At 45.7% G+C, this 25088-nt stretch carries 25 protein-coding genes; 15 read left to right on the top strand and 10 right to left on the bottom strand.

The annotated features are described in order from the left end of the window. Window positions 1–3: 3 nt before the first annotated feature. The 3 genes from LZU85_RS15415 to LZU85_RS15405 are packed head-to-tail and all read right to left on the bottom strand — an operon-like array spanning window position 4 to window position 2921. Window positions 4–1038 carry a glycosyltransferase family 4 protein gene (locus tag LZU85_RS15415; protein WP_237287587.1) on the bottom strand — a complete coding sequence of 345 codons (1035 nt, stop codon included), beginning with the start codon at window positions 1036–1038 and terminating at the stop codon, window positions 4–6. After that, window positions 1039–1875, bottom strand: a complete 837-nt coding sequence (locus LZU85_RS15410; protein WP_237287586.1) for a glycosyltransferase family 2 protein — start codon at window positions 1873–1875, stop codon at window positions 1039–1041. Then, a complete protein-coding gene (locus LZU85_RS15405; RefSeq protein WP_237287584.1) occupies window positions 1860–2921 on the bottom strand; it encodes a glycosyltransferase family 9 protein in 1062 nt (353 codons plus the stop codon). The genes LZU85_RS15410 and LZU85_RS15405 overlap by 16 nt, the downstream gene beginning before the upstream one ends. A 101-nt stretch (window positions 2922–3022) precedes the next feature. Between LZU85_RS15405 and LZU85_RS15400 the strand changes: the two genes are divergently transcribed. The 15 genes from LZU85_RS15400 to LZU85_RS15330 all read left to right on the top strand — a co-directional run bounded on the left by LZU85_RS15400 (window position 3023) and on the right by LZU85_RS15330 (window position 17591). Next, complete coding sequence (locus LZU85_RS15400; RefSeq protein ID WP_013572545.1) at window positions 3023–3412, top strand: diacylglycerol kinase; 390 nt, start codon at window positions 3023–3025, stop codon at window positions 3410–3412. Window positions 3413–3435: 23 nt separating this feature from the next. Next, on the top strand, window positions 3436–4146 hold the full coding sequence (locus tag LZU85_RS15395; RefSeq protein ID WP_237287582.1) for a 3-deoxy-D-manno-octulosonic acid kinase: 711 nt from the start codon (window positions 3436–3438) through the stop codon (window positions 4144–4146). Between the two features lie 44 nt (window positions 4147–4190). Further along, on the top strand, window positions 4191–6026 hold the full coding sequence (locus LZU85_RS15390; protein ID WP_237287580.1) for a DUF3413 domain-containing protein: 1836 nt from the start codon (window positions 4191–4193) through the stop codon (window positions 6024–6026). Between the two features lie 11 nt (window positions 6027–6037). After that, the gene (locus LZU85_RS15385; RefSeq protein WP_237287579.1) at window positions 6038–6901 is read left to right on the top strand and encodes a glycosyltransferase family 2 protein; all 864 of its coding nucleotides are present in this window, start codon (window positions 6038–6040) and stop codon (window positions 6899–6901) included. Further along, a complete protein-coding gene (gene rfbB / locus LZU85_RS15380; RefSeq protein WP_176299357.1) occupies window positions 6898–7959 on the top strand; it encodes a dTDP-glucose 4,6-dehydratase in 1062 nt (353 codons plus the stop codon). Before LZU85_RS15385 ends, rfbB begins: the two co-directional genes overlap by 4 nt. A 78-nt stretch (window positions 7960–8037) precedes the next feature. Beyond that, a complete protein-coding gene (gene rfbA / locus LZU85_RS15375) occupies window positions 8038–8925 on the top strand; it encodes a glucose-1-phosphate thymidylyltransferase RfbA (protein ID WP_176299356.1) in 888 nt (295 codons plus the stop codon). Then, complete coding sequence (gene rfbD, locus LZU85_RS15370) at window positions 8922–9803, top strand: dTDP-4-dehydrorhamnose reductase (RefSeq protein ID WP_237287577.1); 882 nt, start codon at window positions 8922–8924, stop codon at window positions 9801–9803. The genes rfbA and rfbD overlap by 4 nt, the downstream gene beginning before the upstream one ends. Continuing rightward, the gene (rfbC, locus tag LZU85_RS15365; RefSeq protein ID WP_237287575.1) at window positions 9803–10357 is read left to right on the top strand and encodes a dTDP-4-dehydrorhamnose 3,5-epimerase; all 555 of its coding nucleotides are present in this window, start codon (window positions 9803–9805) and stop codon (window positions 10355–10357) included. Before rfbD ends, rfbC begins: the two co-directional genes overlap by 1 nt. A 202-nt stretch (window positions 10358–10559) precedes the next feature. Next, on the top strand, window positions 10560–11750 hold the full coding sequence (locus tag LZU85_RS15360) for a UDP-N-acetylglucosamine 4,6-dehydratase (RefSeq protein WP_237287573.1): 1191 nt from the start codon (window positions 10560–10562) through the stop codon (window positions 11748–11750). A 12-nt stretch (window positions 11751–11762) separates the two neighbouring features. Continuing rightward, window positions 11763–12908, top strand: coding sequence for a LegC family aminotransferase (locus tag LZU85_RS15355; protein WP_237287571.1), 1146 nt, complete (start codon window positions 11763–11765; stop codon window positions 12906–12908). Between the two features lie 14 nt (window positions 12909–12922). Continuing rightward, on the top strand, window positions 12923–14101 hold the full coding sequence (neuC, locus tag LZU85_RS15350) for a UDP-N-acetylglucosamine 2-epimerase (RefSeq protein ID WP_237287569.1): 1179 nt from the start codon (window positions 12923–12925) through the stop codon (window positions 14099–14101). A 6-nt stretch (window positions 14102–14107) separates the two neighbouring features. Further along, window positions 14108–15181 carry an N-acetylneuraminate synthase gene (neuB, locus tag LZU85_RS15345; RefSeq protein ID WP_237287567.1) on the top strand — a complete coding sequence of 358 codons (1074 nt, stop codon included), beginning with the start codon at window positions 14108–14110 and terminating at the stop codon, window positions 15179–15181. Further along, the gene (locus LZU85_RS15340) at window positions 15174–15812 is read left to right on the top strand and encodes an acetyltransferase (RefSeq protein ID WP_237287566.1); all 639 of its coding nucleotides are present in this window, start codon (window positions 15174–15176) and stop codon (window positions 15810–15812) included. The genes neuB and LZU85_RS15340 overlap by 8 nt, the downstream gene beginning before the upstream one ends. A gap of 25 nt (window positions 15813–15837) precedes the next feature. Then, window positions 15838–16899 carry a nucleotidyltransferase family protein gene (locus tag LZU85_RS15335; RefSeq protein WP_237287565.1) on the top strand — a complete coding sequence of 354 codons (1062 nt, stop codon included), beginning with the start codon at window positions 15838–15840 and terminating at the stop codon, window positions 16897–16899. Beyond that, a complete protein-coding gene (locus LZU85_RS15330; protein WP_237287564.1) occupies window positions 16899–17591 on the top strand; it encodes an acylneuraminate cytidylyltransferase family protein in 693 nt (230 codons plus the stop codon). The genes LZU85_RS15335 and LZU85_RS15330 overlap by 1 nt, the downstream gene beginning before the upstream one ends. A gap of 25 nt (window positions 17592–17616) precedes the next feature. Here LZU85_RS15330 and LZU85_RS15325 read toward each other — a convergent pair whose 3' ends face one another. From LZU85_RS15325 to rfaD, 7 genes are read right to left on the bottom strand one after another with little or no spacing between them, the layout of a single operon-like run. Continuing rightward, window positions 17617–18618 (bottom strand): alpha-2,8-polysialyltransferase family protein, encoded by a 1002-nt coding sequence (locus tag LZU85_RS15325; RefSeq protein WP_237287560.1) that lies wholly within the window; start codon window positions 18616–18618, stop codon window positions 17617–17619. Next, window positions 18615–19793 (bottom strand): O-antigen ligase family protein, encoded by a 1179-nt coding sequence (locus LZU85_RS15320; protein WP_237287558.1) that lies wholly within the window; start codon window positions 19791–19793, stop codon window positions 18615–18617. Before LZU85_RS15320 ends, LZU85_RS15325 begins: the two co-directional genes overlap by 4 nt. Window position 19794: 1 nt before the next feature. Next, window positions 19795–20514: a glycosyltransferase family 25 protein gene (locus tag LZU85_RS15315; RefSeq protein WP_237287557.1), complete on the bottom strand. Its 720-nt coding sequence runs from the start codon at window positions 20512–20514 to the stop codon at window positions 19795–19797. A gap of 14 nt (window positions 20515–20528) precedes the next feature. After that, window positions 20529–21791 (bottom strand): lipid IV(A) 3-deoxy-D-manno-octulosonic acid transferase, encoded by a 1263-nt coding sequence (gene waaA / locus LZU85_RS15310; RefSeq protein WP_237287555.1) that lies wholly within the window; start codon window positions 21789–21791, stop codon window positions 20529–20531. Then, window positions 21785–22843 carry a lipopolysaccharide heptosyltransferase II gene (gene waaF / locus LZU85_RS15305; RefSeq protein WP_237287554.1) on the bottom strand — a complete coding sequence of 353 codons (1059 nt, stop codon included), beginning with the start codon at window positions 22841–22843 and terminating at the stop codon, window positions 21785–21787. Before waaF ends, waaA begins: the two co-directional genes overlap by 7 nt. Continuing rightward, window positions 22840–23832, bottom strand: coding sequence for a lauroyl-Kdo(2)-lipid IV(A) myristoyltransferase (gene lpxM, locus LZU85_RS15300; protein WP_237287552.1), 993 nt, complete (start codon window positions 23830–23832; stop codon window positions 22840–22842). The genes waaF and lpxM overlap by 4 nt, the downstream gene beginning before the upstream one ends. Before the next feature lie 45 nt (window positions 23833–23877). After that, window positions 23878–24819: an ADP-glyceromanno-heptose 6-epimerase gene (gene rfaD / locus LZU85_RS15295; protein WP_237287550.1), complete on the bottom strand. Its 942-nt coding sequence runs from the start codon at window positions 24817–24819 to the stop codon at window positions 23878–23880. Window positions 24820–25088 lie beyond the last annotated feature (269 nt).

Below are 25088 nucleotides of genomic sequence, written 5' to 3'. Positions count from 1 at the left end.
TGTTTATTTCTCGCTATAGATGCAGTAGAGGTTTTGATAGCTAATGGCTGTTGTGGCAACCTCAAACTGGTTTAAATGACGATTTGCACCTTCGATCAATCGTGTTCTTAGAGCGGAATCATTGAAGATTCTGAGAATGCTAGATGCAAGTTGTTCCGAACTACCCACATCAAATAGCAGACCAGACTCCTCATTCTTAATCACATCGGGAATTCCACCCGCTTTCGAACCGATGACAGGCAATCCGGCCGCCATCGCTTCTAGAATCACGGATCCCATCCCTTCAGTGTAAGAGGTATGAATCAAAAGATTTGCGGCAGCATACCAATCGCCCATGTCGGCCTGATTTCCAGCAAAAGAGAGATTATTGAGATCCGCAGCCAGTGCCTTGAGTGCTTGTTCCTCAGGGCCGGAACCGAGTAACACAAAGTGAATAGAATCACTGTGCGATTGCAAGAGCCGAGCAGCATTGATCGCGACATCAAAACCTTTGTGTTTTAGGTGTTTGGCTGCTTTGATAACCAAAAATTTGTCGTGATATTGCGCTCGAATTTTTTGGACATTGTTTAAGTTCGTTGGGTAACGCGCTGGAGAGTCTGGAATAAAACTGCAGTTTGCTTTTGGATGGCGTTTGAGGACTTCTTCGATAACCGCTTTGCTTACACCGACGACGTGAGCTGCGTGTTGATAGGCTTTTTCAGATAGCCACTTGCGCTTAAGCGGGTTATCAATACGTCGTGTAATGATATAAGGAACACGAAAGCACAAATTTTGTAAAAAAGCCCAGTAGATGGCTTTGCCTTCATGAACATGCATGACATCACAATGTTGTGTTACGGCTTTCTTGTGTGCATGCCACATGCTTTTGGCTGCAATCATATTGCACCCCAGCGCTTCAGCTTGTTTGAAAAATGGACTTACGGGATTGGCGACCACGGTGAGTTGGTAACCCAACTCCCGTTGTTGTGCGAGCAATACCATAGTTTGCTTTTCACCACCGCTAAAACCCGAGGCAAGATTAACGTGACAGATGTGCATTTATTTTTCAACCTTGTTGATTAGCCTGTTCTCGAACTGCTGTTCTGCTAGCATTCTCGACTTAGTTTGGGTTCTTATCCAGAGATCAGCGTACTTGGTTAAGGTGTAATGGGTTGATAGAAGTGAAAGCAAAAGTCCTTGTTTTCCATCTAAAAAGCCAGCTTTTATGATGTACATTTTAATGAAGCATGCAACAGAGTGAGTGATGATTGAAGCAAATGAGCAACTCTTGCCGCGATCAGCTCGATCTTTTGACCATGCAAGGGCATAAGAGGAGGACTTATTCAAGTAATGACGTAAATCATTATACGTATAGTGAATGGCATCCCCTTTTAGAGTTGCTATGTGCATCGTTTCTGAAACTTCAACTTTTTCATGCACTTGTGCGTCATTGTATTGTGTGAGCTGAGTGGGATACAGTCGGACCACGTGGTCAGGGTACCAGCCACAGTGGCGGATAAAGCGACCAAACACCCAACTTAATCGGCAAATTTGGTAGACGGTTGAAGGTTTGTTACTTGTAACAGCCTGTTCAATACTTGCTTTAAGCTCAGGTGTGACACGTTCATCGGCATCGAGCCAAAGCACATAATCGGATTCAACATACTGCTGAGCAAGACGGCGTTGTGGGCCAAAGCCGGGCCACTCTTTGTTAATAAAAAATTTGTCGGTGTAGCGTCTGGCAACGGCTTCGGTTTCATCGCTGCTGCCTGAATCCAAAATAACGATCTCATCAACCCAACCTTCGACCGTTTTTAAACAGGCATCCAAGTTGGCGGCTTCATTTTTGACAATCAGAGCCACGGCGAGCGTTGGCTTATTTATTGATTCAGACATGCTGATTCCTTTTTCGTGATGTGGTCAAAGCTGCGAATCACATCGCTGACCGAGATTGCTTGCATAATATGATCGCCTTTAACGCGAGTGCTCCAAGGCAGAGTTTCAGCCGCTTTGCCGTGTTGTTCGACAATAAATTGCTCATAGACGCTCACTACCTCGGTGAGGTTATTGTATGGTCCGGTACGCTTGGGGTTACTGTGTCCATAAAGGCCAATGACGGGTGTGCCTTGGGTCGTGGCAATGTGCGCGGGACCAGAGTCGGGCGCCAATACCACGGCAGCTTTGTTTAATAGTGCGGTGAGTTGTTTGAGGTTGGTTTTACCCACTAAATTCAGCGCAGGGTGCTGCATGTGGCGCAGAATATCCGCAGCCAAGGCTTTTTCGCGTTCAGCGGGAGAACCACAAATCACCACTTGATAGCCTTGTTCATAAGCGTAATCACCTAATGCGGCGTAGCGGTCTGTCAACCAGTTACGCTCATCCTTACTCGCTGCCGGCGAAATGACAAGAGTCGGTTGGTCACCGAGGGTCTCTTGGGCAAAGTGATGATCAGCATCGCTGATGGGCAATTGCCATTGAGGAGACGTTCGGGGCACACCCAAATATTCGATAAACGAGTAGAAACTGTCTAAGACGTGCGCGGATTCGGTATCGGAGATCTTGCGATTGGTGAACAGCCATTGCCCTTCTTTTGCGCGTTTAAAGTTAAAGCCAACCTTATACGTGGCTTTGATGCCAAGAGTGACTAAGCTTGCTCTTAGGGCAAGTTGCATATGAACAAGCGCATCAAAACGACGCCCTTTCAACTGGCGCCAAACGGCTTTCATGCCATCGAGCCCCTGTTTTTTATCAAAAACGATCAGCTCAACGCCTTCTAAACCTTGTAGTAGTTGCGCTTCGGCTTTGCCAATCACCCAGGTCACCTTGGTGGAAGGCCAATGGCGTTGCAACGCTTGAACGGCGGCGACCGCATGGCAAACATCACCAATGGCAGACAAACGGAGGAAACAGACGGAGTTTGGGGCTTGTTCAAAAAGCGGCATAAGTTCTGCTCAAAAAAATATCTGGCTAAATTATGCAGATACCCAAGATAAATGTAAAATACCCCTCTTTCATTGATGGCAACGATAAGGCATTCCTTTCTATGACTCAGCCCAACATAGGCAAGCCAGGCAACACTGGTATTAAGCGCATAATAAAAGCCACAGGCTACTCGATTCAGGGCTTAAAAGCAGCATTTAAACATGAGGCTGCGGTTCGTCAGGAGTTTGCTTTGCTCGTCGTTGCGATTGTGCTAGCGACTTGGCTTGATGTATCGATGCTTGAACGTATCACGTTGCTTGCGGTGGTTGTGCTGGTGCTGATTGTTGAATTAATGAATTCAGCGGTGGAAGCGGTGGTGGATCGCATCGGGGTGGAGCATCACGAACTCAGTGGCCGAGCTAAAGACATTGGTTCGGCGGCGGTGCTGGTGGCGTTGATTTTCGCTGGTTTTACATGGCTTTATATCGTTGGTAGTCATTATTGGTGGTAAAGCATGATTGGTGGTGGTAAAGCATGATTGAACAACAGCAGTTTGGTCAAAGTCGAATTTGTTACGACAGCGAATGGGTAAGTTCGCCAGAGCTGGCTTTATTTGACCCGCAGTATTGGCAAGCACAAAACAAAGTGGTAGGAAGTGCCACCGGACGCGGCACCACGTGGTTTGTGCAACTGCCCAAGATCACAGCAGCATTGCGTCACTATCGTCGCGGTGGACTATTCGGCAAGTTGGTGAAAGATCACTATTGGTTTCGAAGCTGGTCTGCAACACGCAGTTTCGCAGAATTTCATCTGCTTAAACAATTACGCGAAGCCGGGGTCAATGTCCCGAGACCGATCGCAGCCTATGCGATGAGAAAAGGGCTTTTTTACCAAGCGGATTTGCTGAGTGAACGCATTGCCAATGCGCAAGATTTAGTGACCATACTGCAAAAACACTCATTGAGTGCGGAGCTTTACCAAAAAATCGGTGTCGAAATTGCGAAAATGCATCGTGTTGGTGTCAATCATACCGATCTTAATATTCACAATATTCTGATTGATGCGCAGGAAACGATCTGGATTATCGATTTTGATAAATGCTATCCGCAAGCTGGGGACGGTTGGAAAAAAGAGAACTTAGATCGACTCAAACGCTCATTTAACAAAGAGCGAGTGAAGCGAAGTATTCACTGGCACGACAATGATTTTCATGCCTTACTGACAGGTTACAAAAGTCAGCAATAATCGCTATTCTCGTAAATAGACGTAAGTCTCAGGAAGTTAGTTACATGTCTTTTAAGCAAAAGCTGCACGCTCACGGATGGTTTATTCTAATTAACGCTTTGGTGTTAATGTTGATTGCCAGTCGTTATTTCGCCTTTCTGCCAGAGTTCCCGACGGATCCATTAGGCATTACCTTTATTCTTGCTGGTACTTGGGGGCAGATGACGCTACTTGCTGCCATCATTGGTTTAGTGACCATTCCCACTTTATTTTTGCCGAAACCATTTCGTAATGGTACCCAAGCTCTGATTGCTTCGTTAGGTGTCGCGATTTTGTTTATTGATACCATCGTGTTTGCACAGTATCGATTCCATATTAATGCGGTGGTGCTAGAGCTCGTGATGTCGGGGCAAATTGTTAGCTTCCCGTTGATCACTTGGTTAATGGTGATTGGCGGTGTTGCCTTATTGCTGGCCGCGCAGTGGTGGACAATTCGCTGGCTAGAAAATGGTGCACCCGTCAGAGCGCTGAAACTTGGCCGCAAATTTGCGTTGTTGACCTTTGCCGCGTTACTGGCCACCAATGCAATTCATATTTGGGCCGCAGCGCATGCTTATCAACCGGTGACCACGGTGAAGCGCTATTTACCGCTGTTTTATCCTGCCACCGCAGATAAGTTTATGCGCAAACAAGGTTGGGTGGATGAAGAGGCGCTTGAGCGTCAAAAGGCACTGGCGTTTAACCGCAAAAATGATTTGAATTACCCATTAGCACCACTTCAAGCACAACCTGTAGAGAAACCGCTCAATATTATGTTACTGGTGGTGGATTCTTGGCGCGCCGATACCTTCAATGCAGACAATACGCCAAACATGTGGAAATACGCGCAGTCGGGTGTGGTTTTCAATAACCATATCGCGACAGGCAACGCGACCCGTACGGGGATTTTTGGTCTGTTTTACGGCATTCCGGGTACTTACTGGCATGGCTTCTTAGCAAATCAACAAAGCCCGGTACTGATCGACTGTCTACAGGCTCTGGATTACCAATTAGGTATCTTCACTGCCGCTCAGTTGCGTAAACCGGAGTTCAATCAAACGGTTTTCACCAAAGTGGAAAACCTACGTATTGGCTCTGAAGGTGACAGCCCGTCTGAGCTGGATGCCGACCTCACTCAAGATTGGTTAGCTTGGTACGATCAACGTGATAAATCGAAGCCAACGTTTTCTTTCTTGTTTTACGATGCGCCCCATGGCTACGATTTCCCCGCAGATTTTGAGCCGAAATACGAGCCGATGCTCACCGCAGTGAATTATCTCAAGCTAGACAACGACACGGATCCGACGCCATTTTTCAATCGCTACAAAACCAGTGTGCGCTACGTCGATTCAATGGCAACGAAAGTGCTCGATAAACTCAAAGAGAGTGGCGATCTGGAAAATACCTTGGTGATCATTACCGGTGACCACGGGCAAGAGATGAACGACAACAAACTCAACTTCTGGGGGCACAACAGCAACTTTACCGACGCGCAGGTCAACGTGCCGTTTGCCATCTTTGGCCCTGGCGTTGATGCGGCGAAGATGCAGTGGAGTACCGAAGCGCTCACCAGTCACCAAGATGTTGTACCGACGTTGATGAAGCACTATCTCGGGGTGACCAACGATGTAAAAGATTACTCTGTGGGTGATGATTTGCTTGGTGAAGCCGTGAAACGTGACTGGATCATTTCCTCAAACTACAGCGGTTATGCCATTATCACCGATGACAACATCCTAGAAGTGAGTGGCGGTGGCCAGTACCAATTTATGGACAAAACTAATCGCCAGTTGAAAGGTCAACAACCGAATTTCACCTATCTGCAGCAAGCCTTAGAGCAGATCAGCCGATTCAGTAAATAAAAAGGCAAACTATGACACGGAAAGTTTCTCTCATCATCGCGTTCTACAACAACACTCAAGCGCTTGGTTTGATTTTTAAAGCACTCTCAGCGCAATCCTGTATGGATTTTGAAGTGGTGATTGCGGATGATGGTTCAAAAGAAGATGCAGTCACTTGGCTTGAGGAACAGAAGAGCCATGTCCCGTTTGCTCTAAAATCAGTCTGGCACGAAGATAAAGGTTTTAGGAAAAATCGCATTTTGAACCATGCGGTACTGGCGGCTGAGTTTGAGTATCTTATTTTTATTGATGGTGATTGCATTCCGGAAAAGCACTTCATTGAAGACCATATTAACAATGCACAACGAGGCAGCACGCTGAGTGGCCGTCGAGTTGAGTTGCCTGAACCTTTCACTCCCTTAATGCAAGCCAGTGAAAACCCTGAAACGTTTTTCAGCCAATATAAATGGCAAATATTCCGCCAGTATTTGTTTACCTCTCCAGATGCTGAAACGAAAGGGCGTTGCAATCGAGGCCGTCACGTTGAAAAAGGGATCCGATTGCCTTATGCCTGGCAGCAGAAGTTGATTGGTGGCTTTAAGCCGGCGGGCATCTTGGGCTGTAATTTTTCTTTGTATAAAAGCGACTTGCTCAAGGTGAATGGGTTCGACATGCGCTATGAAGCGCCTTCGGTGGGAGAGGATACGGACCTTGATTACCGCTTGGGCTTAATTGGCATCAAGAACCGAGTCATGAAAGGTTTGGCGATTCAACTGCACATCTACCACCCTTGGCTTAGCCGCACTTCACCAAACAATGAACTGTTCCAAGAGACAGTAAGGCAACAGCGTTCTTGGACAGAGCAAGGGATTGATACTTTGAAGGAAGCAAAATGAAAATTTTGGTGACAGGAGGAGCAGGTTTCATCGGCTCTGCGGTAATAAGACATATTATTAATCACACCCAAGATAGTGTCGTCAACTTAGATAAGCTAACTTATGCGGGCAACCTTGAATCGTTAAGTGATGTTGCTGAGAGCTCGCGATATGTTTTTGAACAAGTTGATATTTGTCATCGTGCGGAGTTAGAGCGTGTTTTTGCTCAGCACAAGCCAGATGCCGTGATGCACTTAGCTGCGGAATCGCATGTGGATCGCTCAATTGATGGACCCGCAGCGTTTATTGAAACCAACATCGTTGGCACCTATACACTGCTGGAGGCAGCGCGTGCTTATTGGCAAACCCTAGAAGAAAGTTCGAAAGCACGCTTTCGCTTCCATCATGTCTCGACAGATGAAGTATATGGCGATCTAGAAGGTACGGATGATCTGTTTACTGAAACGACATCCTATGCACCGAGTAGCCCTTACTCAGCTTCCAAAGCGTCCAGCGATCATCTTGTGCGAGCGTGGCAGCGTACTTATGGCTTGCCCACACTCGTCACCAATTGCTCAAATAACTACGGGCCTTACCATTTCCCAGAAAAACTGATCCCTCTGATGATTTTAAATGCCTTAGAAGGCAAGCCGTTGCCTGTGTATGGTGATGGTATGCAAATTCGTGATTGGTTATTCGTTGAAGATCATGCTCGCGCACTCTATAAAGTCGTGACGGAAGGTGAGATCGGTGAAACGTACAATATCGGCGGTCACAACGAAAAAGCCAACATCGAAGTGGTGAAAACCCTTTGCGCCTTGTTAGAAGAATACCGACCAAACAAACCTGCGGGTATCGATGCCTACGAATCCCTGATTACCTACGTCAAAGATCGTCCAGGCCATGACGTACGCTACGCAATTGATGCAAGCAAAATTGAGCGTGAACTTGGGTGGAAGCCAGAAGAGACGTTCGAATCAGGAATTCGTAAAACGGTTGAATGGTACTTAACCAACCAAGCATGGTGGTCTCGGGTCTTAGACGGTTCTTATTCGCGCGAACGTCTCGGCACAAACTAACTTGCATATTTCAATTGCTGGTTCTATGCCCTTGCTCTTGTCGGGGGCTAGGGCCCAGAAATCTAGGATCTATTTTCAATGAAAGGGATTATTCTTGCCGGCGGTTCAGGCACACGTCTCTATCCGATTACGCGCGGCGTATCCAAGCAGCTGTTGCCTGTCTACGACAAACCGATGATCTACTACCCACTGTCGGTGCTAATGTTAGCAGGTATCCGTGAGGTTTTGGTCATCACCACACCAGAAGACCAGGCGAGCTTTCGGCGACTGCTCGGTGATGGGGCAGACTTTGGGATTTCTCTGCAATACGCCATTCAACCGAGCCCAGATGGTTTAGCGCAAGCGTTCATTATTGGTGAAGAGTTTATTGGTGAGGAGTGCGTTTGCCTCGTGTTGGGTGACAACATCTTTTATGGGCAGGGCTTTACCGCCAAATTGAAAAGCGCGGTTGAAAATGCACAAAGTGGCCAAGGTGCCACGGTGTTTGGCTACCAAGTCAAAGACCCAGAGCGCTTTGGCGTGGTGGAGTTTGACGACAACATGCAAGCGCTTTCGATAGAAGAAAAACCGCTTGTGCCAAAATCCGATTTCGCCGTGACGGGCCTCTACTTCTACGACAACCGAGTGGTCGAAATGGCCAAGAGGGTGAAACCTTCAGCACGCGGTGAACTGGAAATTACCACGTTGAACCAAGTCTACCTCGAACAAGGAAACTTAAATGTGGAACTGCTTGGTCGTGGTTTCGCCTGGTTGGATACCGGCACGCATGCGAGCTTGCACGAAGCGTCTTCGTTTGTCGAAACGATTGAAAACGTGCAAGGTTTGAAGGTCGCTTGTTTGGAAGAGATCGCTTGGCGCAGCGGCTGGCTGAGTCGCGACCAACTCACCACCTTGGCTAAGGCGATGCTTAAAAATGATTATGGCCAATACCTGCTGAAGTTGGTCACGGAGAAGGCAAATAAATGAGAGTGTTGATTGTTGGAGCGAACGGACAACTGGGGAGATGCTTGGTGAGAGCGTTGCATTCGGAGTATCCGATTTTGGCGCTGGATCGTCAGCAACTGGACATTTGTGATGAGCAAGCAATAGAGAGGGTGTTGGCAACTTTTCAGCCTCAGTTCGTGATTAACGCTGCAGCCTATACCGCGGTCGATAAAGCGCAAAGTGAGCCAGAGAGTGCGTATCTGGTCAATGAAGAAGGGCCCAAGTTATTGGCTCAAGCCTGTCATCAGCATGGCAGCGTCTTTGTTCATATCTCCACAGACTATGTATTTGATGGTGAAAAACATGGCCTTTACAACGAAGACGATATACCAGCGCCACGCAATATTTATGGCATGAGTAAACTTGCCGGAGAGCGCGCCGTACAACACGCTTGTACACAACACTATATTCTGCGCACATCGTGGGTATTTTCAGAGTTTGGCAGCAACTTCGTTAAAACCATGTTAAGGCTAGGGGCAGAGCGATCGCAGCTGGGCATCGTCTCTGACCAAGTGGGTGGGCCAACCTATGCTGGGGATATTGCGTGTGTTATCGCGAGGCTACTGAAGTGCTTTCAGAGTGGCAAGCCTGTGGATTATGGTCTGTATCATTTTTCGGGCATGCCACACGTGAGCTGGTTTGAGTTTGCTCAAGCGATTTTTTCCTTGGCGCACCAACAAGGGGTGTTAGAACGTTCTGTGCAGCTAAAACCGCTTCGCACACTAGAGTATCCGACCGCCGCAGCAAGACCGATGAACTCAAGGTTAGATTCAACCAAACTTCGGACCTCCCTGCAGCTTGAACCAAGTGATTGGAAAGCCGCACTCAATCAACTCGACCGCTATGTGGAGCAAAAATAATGAAAGTGATCGATACCACTATTCCTGACGTCAAAATTATTGAGCCAACGGTCTTTGGTGATGAGCGCGGCTTTTTTATGGAAACTTGGCATCAGGCCAGGTTTGAAGAGCGGGTGACAGGGCTGCCAACCCGATTTGTCCAAGATAACCATTCGAAGTCAAACAAAGGCATCTTACGAGGCTTGCATTATCAGACGCAACACACCCAAGGCAAATTGGTGCGCGTTGTCTCCGGTGAGGTTTTTGATGTGACAGTGGATATTCGTCAGCACTCACCAACCTTTGGCCAGTGGGTCGGGGTCTATCTATCGGCTGAGAACAAACGCCAATTATGGGTGCCAGAGGGGTTTGCTCACGGGTTCTATGTAACCAGTGAAGAAGCCGAGTTTGTCTACAAATGCACCGACTACTACCACCCTCAATCAGAGCAGTGCATCGCCTGGAACGATCCTGCCATCGGCATTGAGTGGCCATTAGAAAAAGCTGGCGAACCGCAATTGTCGGCAAAAGACAGCTTGGGCACTTTTATCGGTAAAAACGCGATATTGTTGTGAGCAGAATGCTCAAGCGAGCGAGGCGTGTGCCTTCGGGTTTTCAACGGTTCATCCGTCATGTTCGGCGAGAGGTTATGCTGCCTTTGATGGAATTTTGTATCACTAGATATTGAGTATCTGGTACTTTTATTAACCTTACCTTTCCCCAATCCTTGGCTTGGTTTAAAATCCGACTATTAGTCATAACTCGTAGTCATCTCTTATGAACCCAATTCTACCTCTTATCGGTCGTACCGACGCGCTGTTTACTCAAGACATTGCTCAGCACGAAGCTGAGCTATCTCGTATTGTTTCACAGTCACGCTTTCTTGTTCTTGGCGGTGCGGGGTCGATTGGCCAAGCGGTCACTAAAGAAATCTTTAAGCGTCATCCGCAGAAGTTGCACGTTGTTGATATCAGCGAGAACAATATGGTGGAGTTGGTCCGCGATATTCGCAGTTCATTCGGTTACATAGATGGTGATTTCCAAACTTTCGCGTTGGACATCGGCTCTATTGAGTATGATGCGTTTATTAAGGCGGATGGCCAATATGACTACGTATTGAACTTATCTGCACTTAAGCATGTTCGCAGTGAGAAAGACCCATTTACCTTAATGCGTATGATCGATGTCAATGTATTCAACACTGACAAGACGATTCAACAGTCGATTGATGCTGGCGTTAAAAAGTACTTCTGTGTTTCGACGGATAAAGCGGCCAACCCCGTCAATATGATGGGGGCGTCCAAACGCATTATGGAAATGTTCTTGATGCGTAAGAGTGAGCAAATTGCCATCTCAACTGCGCGTTTTGCTAACGTGGCCTTTTCTGATGGTTCGCTGCTACACGGTTTTAACCAACGTATCCAAAAAAATCAGCCGATTGTCGCACCAAACGATATCAAACGTTATTTTGTCACTCCTCAAGAATCGGGTGAGTTGTGTTTGATGTCGTGTATTTTTGGTGAAAATCGCGACATCTTCTTCCCGAAACTCAGTGAAGCATTGCATCTGATTACATTTGCGGATATCGCGGTGAAATACCTAAAGCAACGTGGTTACGAGCCACATTTATGCGCGAATGAAGATGAGGCGCGTGAGCTCGCCAACACACTACCCGCACAAGGAAAATGGCCTTGTCTTTTCACCGAAAGTGATACGACGGGTGAAAAGGATTTCGAAGAGTTTTTCACTGATAAAGAAGTGCTTGATATGGCTCGTTTTGAAAATTTGGGCATCATCAAAAATGAACCTCTGTATCAACCGGAGCTGTTGAGTCTTTTTGAAGAACAAATTGCCCAAATGAAAGATCAACGAGCTTGGAGCAAAGAGCAGATTGTAGCGCTCTTCTTTAGGATGATCCCCGATTTTGGTCATAAAGAAACGGGCAAATACCTCGATAGCAAGATGTAAGGGTGAAGAAGAATGAACGCACAGCTACTGGTTGAGTTTGTACGCGACCAATACCAAACCCAAGAATTTATTCCGTTGCATGCCCCTACTTTTACGGGCAATGAGAAAGCGTATGTAATGGAAACCATTGAAAGCACGTTTGTCTCCAGCGTCGGTAAGTTTGTCGATCAGTTTGAACGTAAAATGGAAGCGTTTACTGGTACTCCAAAGGCGGTGGCGACGGTCAATGGTACCGCCGCCTTGCACGCCGCCCTTTACATGGCAGGGGTTGAACGTGGTGATTTGGTGATCACACAAGCGCTGACGTTTGTTGCAACTTGCAATGCGCTTTATCACATGGGTGCCGAGCCGATTTTTGTGGATGTTTCCCCTGTAAGCTTGGGGCTTTGCCCTAAAGCGATGAGTGCTTTCTTAGAAGAGAATGCGCAAGTCACTGAGGCAGGTTGCATCCATAAGCAAACGGGCAGAAGAATCAAAGCCGTGGTGCCAATGCACACTTTTGGTCATCCGGTAGAATTGGATGAACTGGTTGCTGTTTGTTTGAAATGGAATATTTCGTTAGTCGAGGATGCTGCGGAAAGCCTAGGTTCGTTTTACAAGGGTAAGCACTCGGGGACAATCGGTGATTTTGGCGCGGTGAGTTTCAACGGCAACAAAATCATTACCACAGGTGGTGGCGGTATGGTGCTTTGCGGGAGTGAAGAAGCGGGTAGACGCACTAAGCACGTGACTACGACAGCGAAAGTGCCGCACCCGTATGAGTTCTTCCATGATGAGCCAGGGTTTAACTACCGCATGCCGAACTTAAATGCGGCGCTGGGCTGCGCGCAGATGGAAGTGTTGGAAGGCTATCTGGCGCAAAAGCGCCAATTGGCACATCAATACCAAGCGTTTTTCGCCTGCAGCGATGTGACGTTTGTGGTTGAGCCAGAATACGCACAGTCAAACTACTGGCTCAACGCCATCATTTGCGTGGATGCACAGCAGCGCAATGAACTGCTTGAGCAAACTAATGCCGCTGGCGTAATGACTCGCCCAATTTGGCAGTTAATGCACCGTTTACCAATGTTCGAACAAGCCCTACGTGGGGATTTGACCCATTCAGAGTTTATTGAAGCACACCTGATTAACTTGCCGAGTACGCCGGTTGGCGCTTAGGTGAGGGAACGAGCATGAGCGTAAATCAGAAAAAAGTCGCCGTTTTTACCGGAACAAGAGCAGAGTATGGTCTGCTCTTTTGGCTTTTAAAAGAAATCCAAGCCGATCCTGATCTTCAACTTCAATTGCTGGTATCTGGTATGCATTTATCGCCAGAGTTTGGTGAAACCTATCAGCAAATTGAGCGAGATGGTTTTCATATCGACGAAAAAATCGAAATCCTGCTTTCCTCAGATTCAGCAGTAGGCACCGCCAAAAGCATGGGTCTGGGCGTGCTGGGGTTTGCGGATGCTTTGGCAAGGCTTAACCCAGACGTTCTGGTGATTCTTGGCGATCGTTTTGAAGCTTTAGCAGCGGCACAAACTGCGATGATTCTGCGTATTCCAGTGATTCATTTACATGGCGGTGAAATCACCGAGGGTGCTTATGACGACGCCATTCGTCATGCGATCACCAAGCTGAGTTATTTGCATGGCACCTCGACCGAAGCGTATCGTCAGCGCGTTATCCAGTTAGGGGAAGCACCGGAGCGTGTGAAAAATATCGGCGCTATTGGGCTTGACCACCTTAAGCGTGCGCAGTTTATGGATGTGCCTGATCTGGCTCAATCACTCAACTTCCCTTTGACTCAGCCGTACTTTTTGGTGACCTACCATCCCGTTACCTTGGGTGAAGAAGCGCCCGAAACCAGTTTTCAAGCATTACTGGATGCATTGGATTCGTATCCTGAACATCAAATTATCCTCACTTATCCGAATGCAGATGATGGCGGACGTCGTATCATTCCAATGCTCGAAGCGTATGCTGCGGCAAATCCCCAGCGTGTGCTTGCTATTCCTTCCTTGGGGCAAGTGCGTTATCTCAGTGCTGTTAAGCATGCTAGCGCGGTGATTGGCAACTCTTCCAGTGGCATTATTGAAGTGCCTGCTTTTGATGTACCGACGGTGAACATCGGCGTGCGTCAGCAGGGGCGTTTGGCTGCGAAAAGTGTCTTGCATTGCCGGGCATCTAAAGAAGAGATTGAACAAGCAATTCAAACGGCCATTACCATATGTTATAAGGCTGACGGTGAGGTGATCGATAATCCTTATGGCCAAGGTGATAGCAGTGCACAAGTGATTGCAATGATAAAATCACTTCATTTTGAACCTTGTAAGTCATTCTATGACTTACCCTTTGAACCAATTGAGTGAGGCAGCATGACTCTAATCATTGCAGAAGCGGGTGTAAACCATAATGGCGACGAAGCACTGGCGTTTAAACTCGTCGACGCTGCGCATCAAGCTGGCGCCGATATTGTTAAGTTTCAAACCTTTAAAGCCAAAAACTTAGTGACAGAACAAGCCAAGCAAGCGGATTACCAAGTGGTCAATACGCAAAAGCAAGAGTCACAGCTAGCCATGCTTAGCCGACTTGAGCTGTCTTACGCGGCTCACCACCAGTTAGTCAAACATTGTGAGTCACTGGGTATTGAGTTCCTTTCGACCGCTTTTGATTCTGAAAGCTTAGATTTCCTCGTCAATGATCTTGGTTTAATGCGACTGAAATTGCCTTCTGGTGAGTTGACCAATGCGCCATTAGTCCTTGAGCATGCGCGTACCGGATGTGATTTAATCGTGTCTACGGGGATGGCGACACTGGCCGAGATTGAAATGGCATTGGGCGTCATCGCTTTTGGCTACACTGCAGCGGAGCACGTTGCACCATCGGTATTGGCTTTTCAGCAAGCTTACGCATCAAATGAAGGGCAGAAAGCTCTGAAAGAGAAAGTGACGATCCTGCACTGCACCACCGAATACCCAGCCCCGATGGCAGAAATTAATCTGAAAGCGATGGATACGCTCGGCAAGGCGTTTGATTTGCCTGCGGGTTACTCTGATCACAGCGAAGGGATCACCATACCGATTGCCGCCGTTGCGCGCGGTGCGGTGTTGATCGAAAAACACTTCACGCTGGACAAAAATATGGAAGGGCCAGATCACAAGGCATCACTTGAACCTGATGAACTTACCGCGATGGTGAAGGCCATCCGTCAGGTTGAGTTGGCGTTAGGATCTGCAGTGAAATCTCCAACCGTCTCTGAAGTCAAAAACAAAGCGGTGGCACGTAAAAGCTTGGTGGCAAGTCAAGCGATTCAAGCAGGCGATGTCTTTAGTGCAGATAACGTGACGATTAAGCGCCCGGGTAATGGCATGTCTCCTTATCAGTATTGGGAGATGCTCGAGCGTAAAGCAAGCCGAGATTACCAAATCGGAGATTTGATCATTGAATAAACCGTTACCGCTTGTTTTGATTGGAGGAGGCGGGCACGCCAGTGTTTTGGCTGATATCTTACTTGGCCAAGGACGAGAAATACTTGCCGTCATTTGCCCTGATGACGTTTCATCACGGGCGGCATTGGCAGGCATTCCCCATCTTACGCAAGATGAGGATATTACACGTTTCTCTCCAGATAGTGTGCGGTTGGTAAACGGTATTGGCATGATGCCTCGTTCTACTTTTCGTCAGCGTATTAACGAGAAGTTTCTCGCACAAGGGTATGTTTTTGAAACGGTGATTGCGAGTGACGCTAAGGTCTCTTCCTTTGCTGAAGTGAAATCGGGAGCACAGATTTTTCCTGGTGCGAGAGTACAGACTGGCGCGGTTATTGGCGAGCACACCATAGTGAATAGCGAAGCTTTGATTGAGCACGATTGCAGAATTGGTGCCTACAATCACATCGCGCCTCATGCCACCTTATGTGGCGACGTGTTTACGGCTGAAGACGTGTATATCGGTGCAAATGCAACAGTCATTCAAGGTTTGATTTTAGAATTGCAGAGCGTCGTTGGGGCCGGGGCGATAGTGACTCAATCACTTAAGAAGGGTAGTACATGCTATCCAGCTCGCGTCTATATTAAATAAAACAAATAAAATTCAAGGATATTCCATGAGCTATTGCTGGAACAATGTATTGATTAAACCTGATAACTCAATACGCGATGCGCTGGAGATCATTAATAACGAGGCCTTAAGGGTTGCGTTAGTGGTTGACAACAACCAGCATTTGGTTGGAGTTGTAACCGATGGCGACATTCGCCGTGGCCTGCTCAAGAATCTGACGTTGGCTGAGCCTGTCTCTTTGGTGATGAACCTATCTCCGACGATAGCCAAGATGGGAACCCGTCGAGAAGATTTAATTGAGCTGATGGAGAAAAAAAGCATCCTATCTATTCCGCTTCTAGATGAGGCAGGAAAGGTGGTGGGGCTTGAAATCTTGCATGGCGCATTGCATCGCCCGAAATATCAAAATCCAGTCTTTTTGATGGCGGGTGGATTTGGCACTCGTTTGCGTCCGCTGACGGATAACTGTCCTAAGCCCATGCTCAAAATCGGCAACAAACCGATCCTTGAAACAGTGATCCGTAGTTTTATTAAGGCGGGCTTCGTCAATTTCTATATCTCAACTCACTACATGCCAGAGTTGATCCATGCTCACTTTGGTGATGGTTCAGAGTTCGGTGTCAATATCACGTATGTCCATGAGGAGTCACCATTGGGCACTGGTGGCGCGCTGGGACTATTGCCGAAAGATCTGCCAAAAGATTTACCGCTTATTATGATGAATGGTGATGTGCTGACCAAGGTCGATTTTCAACGCCTTCTCGATTTTCATGTGAGCCATGACGCCGACGCAACCATGTGTGTTCGCGAATACGACTATCAAATTCCCTACGGGGTGATCAACGGCGAAGGCAACAAAATTATCAGTATGGTGGAGAAGCCTATTCAACGTTTCTTTGTCAATGCTGGGATTTACGTGGTTTCTCCAAGGGTCATTCAATCGGTACCAGAAAATCATCGTATTGATATGCCGACGCTACTAGAACAACACATGCAGGAAAGAAACAACGTCTTGATGTTCCCAATTCACGAGTATTGGCTGGATATTGGCCGAATGGATGATTTCAATCGAGCGCAAGCGGACATACACAGCCTAGGGGTGTTGTAATGATTGATGGTAGAAAGGTACTTGCAGTAATTCCTGCTAGAGGTGGTAGTAAGCGTTTACCGAGAAAGAACACATTACTACTGGCTGACAAACCATTGATTGCATGGTCGATTGAGGCCGCTTCCATGTCGAGATATATTGACCAAGTACTAGTAAGTACTGATGACGAAGAGATTGCATCGATATCTCGTCGATTCGGCGGTGAGGTACCAGAACTCAGACCTGCTCATCTATCGTCGGATACTGCGACAACAGAAAGCGTTTTGCTTTATATTTTGGAAGCGTATGGTAAAGGCGCGGAAATACTCGTATTGCTTCAACCCACTTCACCACTACGAACCTCCACCCATGTGGATGAAGCTTTAGATTTTTTTGTCAATAATGATGCTGAGTCGGTGGTTTCTGTAACTCCATGTGAGCATTCCCCACTGTGGGCGAATACACTTCCAGATGATTTTTCAATGGGGAATTTTATTAGGTCTGACGCACTGCAACGTTCACAAGATCTTGAACAACAATATAGGCTGAATGGTGCAATATATATTTTTGATATTAATAAACTGAAAGAAAACGGTGGAATTCGTTATACATCAAAGTCTTTTGCATATGTTATGGATAATACATCATCAGTTGATATAGATAGTAAGTTGGATTTTCAACTTGCAACTCTTTTAATTTCAAAAATTAAGTAGCGATTTTAACGTCGCCACTTATATATCAGAGCCACTTTTTTACATTGGTTGCCGAAAGATACGTATCTACGATATGAACGAGATATTCTAGTCTTTCAGGATGATCAAAATCATCATGTGTTAATTTTCGAGTAAAAATACTAATTTTGGGGTAAAGTTTTGAAAGACTAAATAATGCGGTTGAATAAAAACCGTAAATAGCTTCTATGTTTTTAAATTTTGCTAACTCGAGTTCTATAGAACCTTTACTGTTAGTCGCATATTGAAGATTGTTGATTAAAGATATTCTATCTTTTACATGTTGCTTTTCATTTCGATGAGGGAAGTAAACTACTTTAACTCCTTTTGTGGATATTTGTTCAATATATCTACAGTATGAGTCTAGGTTTAAACCTAAGTCAGTACCACCATCACCAATGAAAGCGATAATTTTTTCATCTATGATTGAAGGAGTTGCTAAGATTTCACTTTTTAAAACATCCAAACTATTTTTAATAATTGTTATATTCTTATCTTGAATGTCAAAAATAGTAAACAAGTTGAAATTTTGACCTGGAGATCTCGGTCTAGGAGCTTTATACCCAAATAAATTTAGCGTTAAGCTTCTTTTAAGGCTAGAGCCTTCCGTTTTTGCCTGTTTTTTTAAATGTGTTTCATAAGCACGAAGAGTCCAAGTGCCATCGTCAAACATTACTTCGTTATATAATATATTGATATTAGCAAGGACTGTTTCTATATGACGACTTGGATACTCTGCATAAAATACGTTGTCAAATGTTAAGTTAGTATTTGTACGTTTTAGACTTCCCAATAGCCTTATAAGTCGAGGTTTTATTCCAGAAGACTTTCTAGGTAATGTAATTATATCTAACCAATCATATCTATGTAACAGGTTTAGCAGTTTTTGATCGGCGTCGCTACTCTCCAGTTCCCTGATGACTACTATATTATCTTTACAGTTGTATTTCCTGATAGCTTCAAAAGCATTTAACGCTTGGAACGGCGTTGATATGAAAAATAGGTTCATTGCGGTTCTGTCTTTTGGTTGGCTAGGTAGTAATATGTCAGAATGATGAACAAGGGGATTACTTCTAGAAGTTCAAAGCTTCGATCTGTCAATCCACACGCTAGAAGCGATACTATTAGGATCACTGCAGGCATAGATTCTTTACTTTCACTTGCTAGCTTAATTGAATAGGAAATATAGATGAAAAATACGCTTAATCCTAAAACTCCTTGTTTCACAAAGCGATCTAGATACTCATTGTGAAGGTGATTTGGATGCCAAGTCAAGAACGCCGAACTTATTTCGCCTGCATTGGCATAATCAAGCATTACTTTCTTAAAATCAGAACCAAGACCCAATAGATAGTTTCCTTGAGTGATAATAAATGCACTTTTCCACATTTCTAACCTTAATCCAATAGATTCAAGAGCTTCACCGGAAGATATTTTCTCTAAATTATCTAAAGTACTTGCTACTCTATCATCGATAATAACGTAGATAATGATTATTGACATAACAGCAATAAAAAAACTAGCAAGTTTGTTGTTTTTCAAATGTATAATAACTTTCTTTCTCGTTAGAATAATCGTGAGTAGCGATGTGATAATTAGAGAAAGCCAACCACTCCTAGTTTCTGAAATTAAAGATGCTAATATTCCGAATGAAACTATTGAAGTTAAAAGTAATTTGCAATAAAAATTATTTTTCTGAGTTAATAGCTCATAGATGGATATAGCAACAATACTAACTGTTATCGCTGATATGGTAGATGCAGTAACAATCCATTGACTTTTATGAATGTAGTCAATCTTATTATTATAAGCTACGTAAATTAGAGAGTATATAGTTGCGACTAGTAACACAGAGTAAAACTTTTCTTTTTTTACACTGAATGAGCCAATAAATGCAATTATACACAGTGAATAGAAATAAGTGCGAAGTCTTGATGAGCTATAATCATTGATAGATTTTTCTATTAGAAGAAATACAACGAATAAAGCAGTTGCAAAAATGAATTTTCTAGAGGGAGTGTTGGTGAGTCTATAATGTTTTCTATCTAGTAAAAATGTTGCTAATGACGTTATTGCGAAAAGATACGTATATTGTGATGAGTTATTTACAATAAGTGGCATGGTTGAAATAAAAAACAGCATCAGAATGAAAGTGTTTTCCCTGATATGGTTTAGGTTTTTCATACTATATTTTCTTTCTCATGTTATAAATTTTTTGACGTAATCTCTTGTAAGATCTATATAGTTCAGAAGTTATTAAGTTAAACCGACTTCGATTATTCTTGTTTTTCCTGCCACCGATGGTTGATGCCGAAGAATTTCTAGAAATTAGCCAAGGTTCATAGCTGTATATAGTTTGTTTGCTCCGCCATTCTGCATCCATAAAATCATCGACTGGCTCGAAAAATCCATGAACATGTTTCAAGTATCTTTCTGCAGCGTTAGGGGATATAGCGTATGCAGACGTTCCACAAGCCCCTTTTAGGTTGCTAATTAGTGTGTAGTTGTCATCTATTTTAGTTATTTCTATGTGCTCTCTATGAAAAAAATTTCCCAATTTTATCACACCATACTTTGTGGTTAGTGAATTGATATTCTCTAGCTGTGCAGATAAATCACCTAAAACAGCGATGTTATCCTCGATAACCAAAAAATTCTCGTTACTCTCGAGACATTCTTTCCAAAGTGAGATATGGCTTGCAAAGCACCCCAACTCAGCCACTGTGAGTTTATAACCTTTAAGTTGTTGGCTCTTTTTTGAGTCATAAAGAGAATAAATAAAGTGGCTTTTGTTATCTTTAATATATTCTGCATCAAAGAAATCGAATGGGATATTAGATAAAGCAAAAGCGGTGTCTTTTCTTCTATCAATCGAATCTTTAAGGCTAATAACTTTTATCTTCATTGTTTAACTCTGCTTTAACTTAAGTGGGCCAAAGTGTTGACTAAAGCACCTTGATTCTTCCAGACATGGCTTTTAGCATTATTGCTGATTTTATGCTTTCTTCGCTGACAGGTGAAAAGAGTGTTTAGTTCTTGAATTAGGCTACTCGTACTGCGAGCAATAATAATAGCATCGTGCTTAATCAGTTCTTCCACTATCTCTTTAAAATTGAAATAGCTTGGCCCGGTGATGACTGGCACGCCGAGCGCAGCGGGTTCAAGCACGTTATGTCCACCCACTGTGTTACCTACTAAACTACCGCCCATAAAACAGAGATCAGCCGCCCCTAACAATAGCAGCATTTCCCCCATGGTGTCCGCAAGATAAACTTGAGTAGTTTGTTCGACAACGTTTGGACTGGTGCGTCTGACGGTATCAAACCCTTGCTTTTGGCACAAGTTGAATACTGCATCGAAACGCTCTGGGTGGCGGGGGACTAATATCAATAGCGCATTTGGATGTGTTTCTAGCACCTGGCGATGAGCGTCTAGCACTTGCTTATCTTCACCTTTGTGAGTGCTCGCGGCTATCCAGATAGGTCTATCTTGGCCAAGCTGAGTGCGTAACTCTGCGCCTTTGCGCTTAATATCATCGGATATCTGAATATCGAACTTAATGGAGCCCGTGACGATGATCTTCTCCGCCATGACGCCAAGCTGGGCAAAACGATCCGCATCCGCCTGAGATTGGCACAACACTTTACTCAAACAAGGCTGAATCAGGTTAAACAGAGGCTGTACCTTGGAGTAGTTTTTCTGTGACTTTTCTGACAAGCGCGCATTCACTACAACGATCGGAATGCTGGCTTGGTGCACCGTAGCTAACGTATTGGGCCACAGCTCGGTTTCGATGATCAACATCTTGGCGGGGTTGACCGCGTTAAGAAATCCGCGTACTGCAAAAGCAAAATCGATCGGCATGTATCGGTGCTCAACCAAATCACCCAACTTCTCGATCTGTTCTGCGCCAGTGCTGGTCGTCGTCGTAACTACGATCACTTGCGCAGGATTGGCGGCTTTGAGCGCTTTAATCAAAGGCACCGCTGCGAGACTTTCGCCCACAGAAACGGCATGGATCCAAATGGGCCGCTCAGAGCACACCAGTGTAGGGGTGAAACCAAAGTGTTCCTTCCAGCGTCGGCCGAACTTGGGTTTGTTTGGCTTGCTTCGATACAAGCCAAACAGCAGCACTGGCGATGCAACCACCAAAAGAAAGGTGTACAGCAGTCGCACTAGCATGCGTTCACCGTGATGGCATCGAGCTTACGCACGCTATCAAGCACCTGCTTTGGCGTGAGTTCCGATAAACACTTGAGATGTTGATATTGGCACTCACGCTTAAAACATGGGCGACATTCGATATCGGTATGTACGATCTCTACTTTTTCCGCTAGCGGTGGTGTGTACTTAGGGGACGTTGAGCCATACACCGCAACCACATTGCAGCCAACCGCCGCAGCGACATGCATTAAACCAGAGTCGTTACTCACCACGGTATGACAAGCACCGAGCAGATCCACTGCTTCGATCAAACTGGTTTGGCCGGCCAACACGTGAATTTGGCGATGAAACTCACCAGGTACACTCTGTTTAATGCCGTTACAAGTATCGAGATCTTTTTGCGAACCAAACAACCACACTTGGTGGCCTTGTTGGCACATGGCGTGCGCGACCTCTGCGTAGTGACGTTCTGGCCATTTCTTAGCGGGACCAAATTCCGCACCCGGACAGAGGCCAATCACTTTGGATTCTGTTGAGAGTTCAAACTTAGCCAAGGTTTGTTGCTGAGCGTTGGTATCAATGAGCAATTTTGGGCGTGGTAATGTTTCAAGCCCGCCCAGAGAAGCAGAACCCACCATTTCTGCGCGAGGATGGGCCAACGCGACATAACGTTCGACCATATACTGAAAGGCTTTCTTATTAGGCCTAAGATCGTTCAGTAACCCATAACGCATTTCACCACGCCAGCCGGTGCGTTTTGGAATGTTTGCAAACCAAGGGATGAGCGCCGATTTGGCTGAGTTTGGCAACACGTAAGCATGGTCATAAGCAAATTCGCGAAGGGATTTACCAATTTCACGGCGCCCTAATAGGTTGAACTCGCCATGCCCGAGTGGCATTTCAATCGCGCGGTGAACTTCCGGCATCCGTTCAAGGATTGGCTTGCACCATCCTGGCGCGATGACGTCGATGAGCGCGTCCGGGTGTTGCTGTTTCAGCGTGGTATAGAGCGATTGTGACATCACCATATCGCCAACCCATGAAGGGCCAATGATTAGAATCTTTTTCATGATTTTGCCGTTGGTTTTTTTAGCATTTCATTGTAATAGGGGCTTGCTTCTTCCGGATCAGGACGAGTTCGGAGCAACTGGAAAATCCACATATATTGCTCTGGGTATTGCGCGATCTGCTGTTCAATAAAAGCGTTCATTTGCCTGGCATCGGCGTGCTCATCTTCGGATGGGAATGCGTCCCACGCAGGGTAAATGCGCACTTCGTAACGTCCGGTCTCGGTGTTCAATCGAGTAAAGCAGGAAAGCACCTTGGCTCGGCTAACTTTGGCGAGCTTACCTAGGCCAGGTAGGGTGGCTTTCTGGGTGGCAAAAAAATCGACAAACAGACTTTGCTCTCGACCATGATCTTGATCGGGCAGATAGTAGCCTATGTACCCTTCTCGAATGGATTTCATATAGGGTTTGATGCCCGCACTTCGCTCATAAATGCGCCCACCAAATTGAATGCGTTGCCTGTGCATCAGCCAGTCACCGACCGGATTTTTTTGCTCTTTAACCATCGCCACTACAGGGCTACCTTTGGCAGCGAGTAATATTGGGAGAACATCAATGGCCCAAGTATGCGGTGTGAGCAAAATGACGTTGTTGCCTTGTTGTCTGGCAGCCTCAAGGTGTTCTAAACCTTCGATGTCACACTGTTTCTCTAGGTAACGTTGACCAAACAGGGTGATCAGTGGAAAGTTAAGCAGGAAAACGCCTGCCGTGGTCAAGCAGTCACGTAAAATCGCTTCTTTTTCTGCGTTGCTTTTTTCGGGGAAGCACAGAGTTAGGTTAGTCCAGATATTGTGCACCGTGCGCGGTGGCTTGTTGGCTAGCCAGTTGATGATTTTGCTCACTAACCAACGTTGGATGCGGATAGGCAGCAAGGCGAGCGGAATGCCGAGCAATAAACCTAACCAAGTTCCCCAATGCTTAGGAGCAAGAAAACCCCACTGAAAGGTGGGGTTATACGCCTTGGGATCAAAATCGTTACGTTCAGTTTTCATGTCATCGTCAGTATCGAGTTTTTGTGTAACCTAGTAACCTAGAACCTAACCATTAACAATCGCCAAATATTCAGCCACGCCTTCCGACACGGTTTTAAATTCCACATCACAGCCAGCTGCGCGCAGTTTTGTTAAGTCTGCTTGAGTAAACTCTTGGTACGCACCTTTCAAGTGATCAGGGAATGGAATGGTTTCAATCTCCCCTTTGCCGTGATGCTTGATCACTGCTTTTGCCACTTCTTCAAAAGACTCAGCGTTGCCTGTGCCACAGTTGAAAATGCCAGAAACGCCATTTTGCATAAACCACAAGTTGACTTTACACACGTCACCTACGTAGATGAAGTCACGTTTGAACTGCTCGCTACCTGCGAACAGTTTTGGATTTTCGCCCGCAAGGATTTGGTTGTTGAGGTGGAAAGCAACCGATGCCATGCTGCCTTTGTGTTGCTCACGCGGGCCATACACATTGAAGTAACGGAACCCAGTGATTTGCGATAAGGTTTCACCGTGTTCTTCGGCATCTTGCCATAGGCGACGAACATAGTTGTCAAACTGCTGCTTTGAATAGCCGTATACGTTCAACGCACCTTCGTATTCACGCTCTTCTTTAAACTCGGTGGTTTCGCCATACGTTGCAGCAGAGGAAGCGTAAAGGAACGGAATACCGCGATCCAAGCAGTAATGCAGCAGCTCTTTAGAGTACTCATAATTGTTGAGCATCATGTACTTGCCGTCCCATTCTGTGGTTGCAGAACAAGCGCCTTGGTGGAAGACCGCTTCGATAGGGCCAAAGTTATCGCCAGCCATGATCTGAGTAAGAAAATCATCGCGATCCATGTAATCGGTGATATCAAGATCAACCAAGTTCTTGAACTTTTTGCCGTTCTTTAGGTTGTCTACCACCAAAATGTCATTGATGCCAATCTCGTTGAGGGCTTTAACAATGTTGCTGCCAATCATGCCAGCACCGCCAGTGACGATGATCATATATCTTCCACCTTAGATAAAAATTTTCTCGGGAATTCTAACAAGAAACAGAAAACAGCGCTACGGATGGGGGTAAGAAAGGGGAGATGCTAGTTTGCTAGTTTGCTAGTTTTCTAGTTTTCTAGTTTTCTAGTTTTCTAGTTTTCTAGCTTCCTAGTCCCTAGTCCCTAGTCCCTAGTCCTAGTCCCTAGTCCTAGTCCCTAGTCCCTAGTCCTAGTCCCTAGTCCTAGTCCCTAGTCCCTAGTCCTAGTCCCTAGTCCTAGTCCCTA

Source organism: Vibrio floridensis, from assembly GCF_021852965.1.
Lineage (GTDB): Bacteria > Pseudomonadota > Gammaproteobacteria > Enterobacterales > Vibrionaceae > Vibrio > Vibrio floridensis.
This window is presented reverse-complemented; position numbering and strand designations above follow the sequence as displayed.

Coding starts and splice junctions, on each gene's coding strand:
- rfbB (WP_176299357.1), top strand. CDS start 6,898: ATGAAAATTTTGGTGACAGGAGGAGCAGGTTTCATCGGCTCTGCGGTA.
- LZU85_RS15385 (WP_237287579.1), top strand. CDS start 6,038: ATGACACGGAAAGTTTCTCTCATCATCGCGTTCTACAACAACACTCAA.
- rfbC (WP_237287575.1), top strand. CDS start 9,803: ATGAAAGTGATCGATACCACTATTCCTGACGTCAAAATTATTGAGCCA.
- lpxM (WP_237287552.1), bottom strand. CDS start 23,832: ATGAAAACTGAACGTAACGATTTTGATCCCAAGGCGTATAACCCCACC.
- LZU85_RS15405 (WP_237287584.1), bottom strand. CDS start 2,921: ATGCCGCTTTTTGAACAAGCCCCAAACTCCGTCTGTTTCCTCCGTTTG.
- rfbD (WP_237287577.1), top strand. CDS start 8,922: ATGAGAGTGTTGATTGTTGGAGCGAACGGACAACTGGGGAGATGCTTG.
- LZU85_RS15395 (WP_237287582.1), top strand. CDS start 3,436: ATGATTGAACAACAGCAGTTTGGTCAAAGTCGAATTTGTTACGACAGC.
- neuB (WP_237287567.1), top strand. CDS start 14,108: ATGACTCTAATCATTGCAGAAGCGGGTGTAAACCATAATGGCGACGAA.
- LZU85_RS15320 (WP_237287558.1), bottom strand. CDS start 19,793: ATGAAAAACCTAAACCATATCAGGGAAAACACTTTCATTCTGATGCTG.
- waaA (WP_237287555.1), bottom strand. CDS start 21,791: ATGCTAGTGCGACTGCTGTACACCTTTCTTTTGGTGGTTGCATCGCCA.
- LZU85_RS15355 (WP_237287571.1), top strand. CDS start 11,763: ATGAACGCACAGCTACTGGTTGAGTTTGTACGCGACCAATACCAAACC.
- waaF (WP_237287554.1), bottom strand. CDS start 22,843: ATGAAAAAGATTCTAATCATTGGCCCTTCATGGGTTGGCGATATGGTG.
- neuC (WP_237287569.1), top strand. CDS start 12,923: ATGAGCGTAAATCAGAAAAAAGTCGCCGTTTTTACCGGAACAAGAGCA.
- LZU85_RS15415 (WP_237287587.1), bottom strand. CDS start 1,038: ATGCACATCTGTCACGTTAATCTTGCCTCGGGTTTTAGCGGTGGTGAA.
- LZU85_RS15390 (WP_237287580.1), top strand. CDS start 4,191: ATGTCTTTTAAGCAAAAGCTGCACGCTCACGGATGGTTTATTCTAATT.
- LZU85_RS15330 (WP_237287564.1), top strand. CDS start 16,899: ATGATTGATGGTAGAAAGGTACTTGCAGTAATTCCTGCTAGAGGTGGT.
- rfbA (WP_176299356.1), top strand. CDS start 8,038: ATGAAAGGGATTATTCTTGCCGGCGGTTCAGGCACACGTCTCTATCCG.
- LZU85_RS15400 (WP_013572545.1), top strand. CDS start 3,023: ATGACTCAGCCCAACATAGGCAAGCCAGGCAACACTGGTATTAAGCGC.
- LZU85_RS15410 (WP_237287586.1), bottom strand. CDS start 1,875: ATGTCTGAATCAATAAATAAGCCAACGCTCGCCGTGGCTCTGATTGTC.
- LZU85_RS15360 (WP_237287573.1), top strand. CDS start 10,560: ATGAACCCAATTCTACCTCTTATCGGTCGTACCGACGCGCTGTTTACT.
- rfaD (WP_237287550.1), bottom strand. CDS start 24,819: ATGATCATCGTCACTGGCGGTGCTGGCATGATTGGCAGCAACATTGTT.
- LZU85_RS15315 (WP_237287557.1), bottom strand. CDS start 20,514: ATGAAGATAAAAGTTATTAGCCTTAAAGATTCGATTGATAGAAGAAAA.
- LZU85_RS15325 (WP_237287560.1), bottom strand. CDS start 18,618: ATGAACCTATTTTTCATATCAACGCCGTTCCAAGCGTTAAATGCTTTT.
- LZU85_RS15335 (WP_237287565.1), top strand. CDS start 15,838: ATGAGCTATTGCTGGAACAATGTATTGATTAAACCTGATAACTCAATA.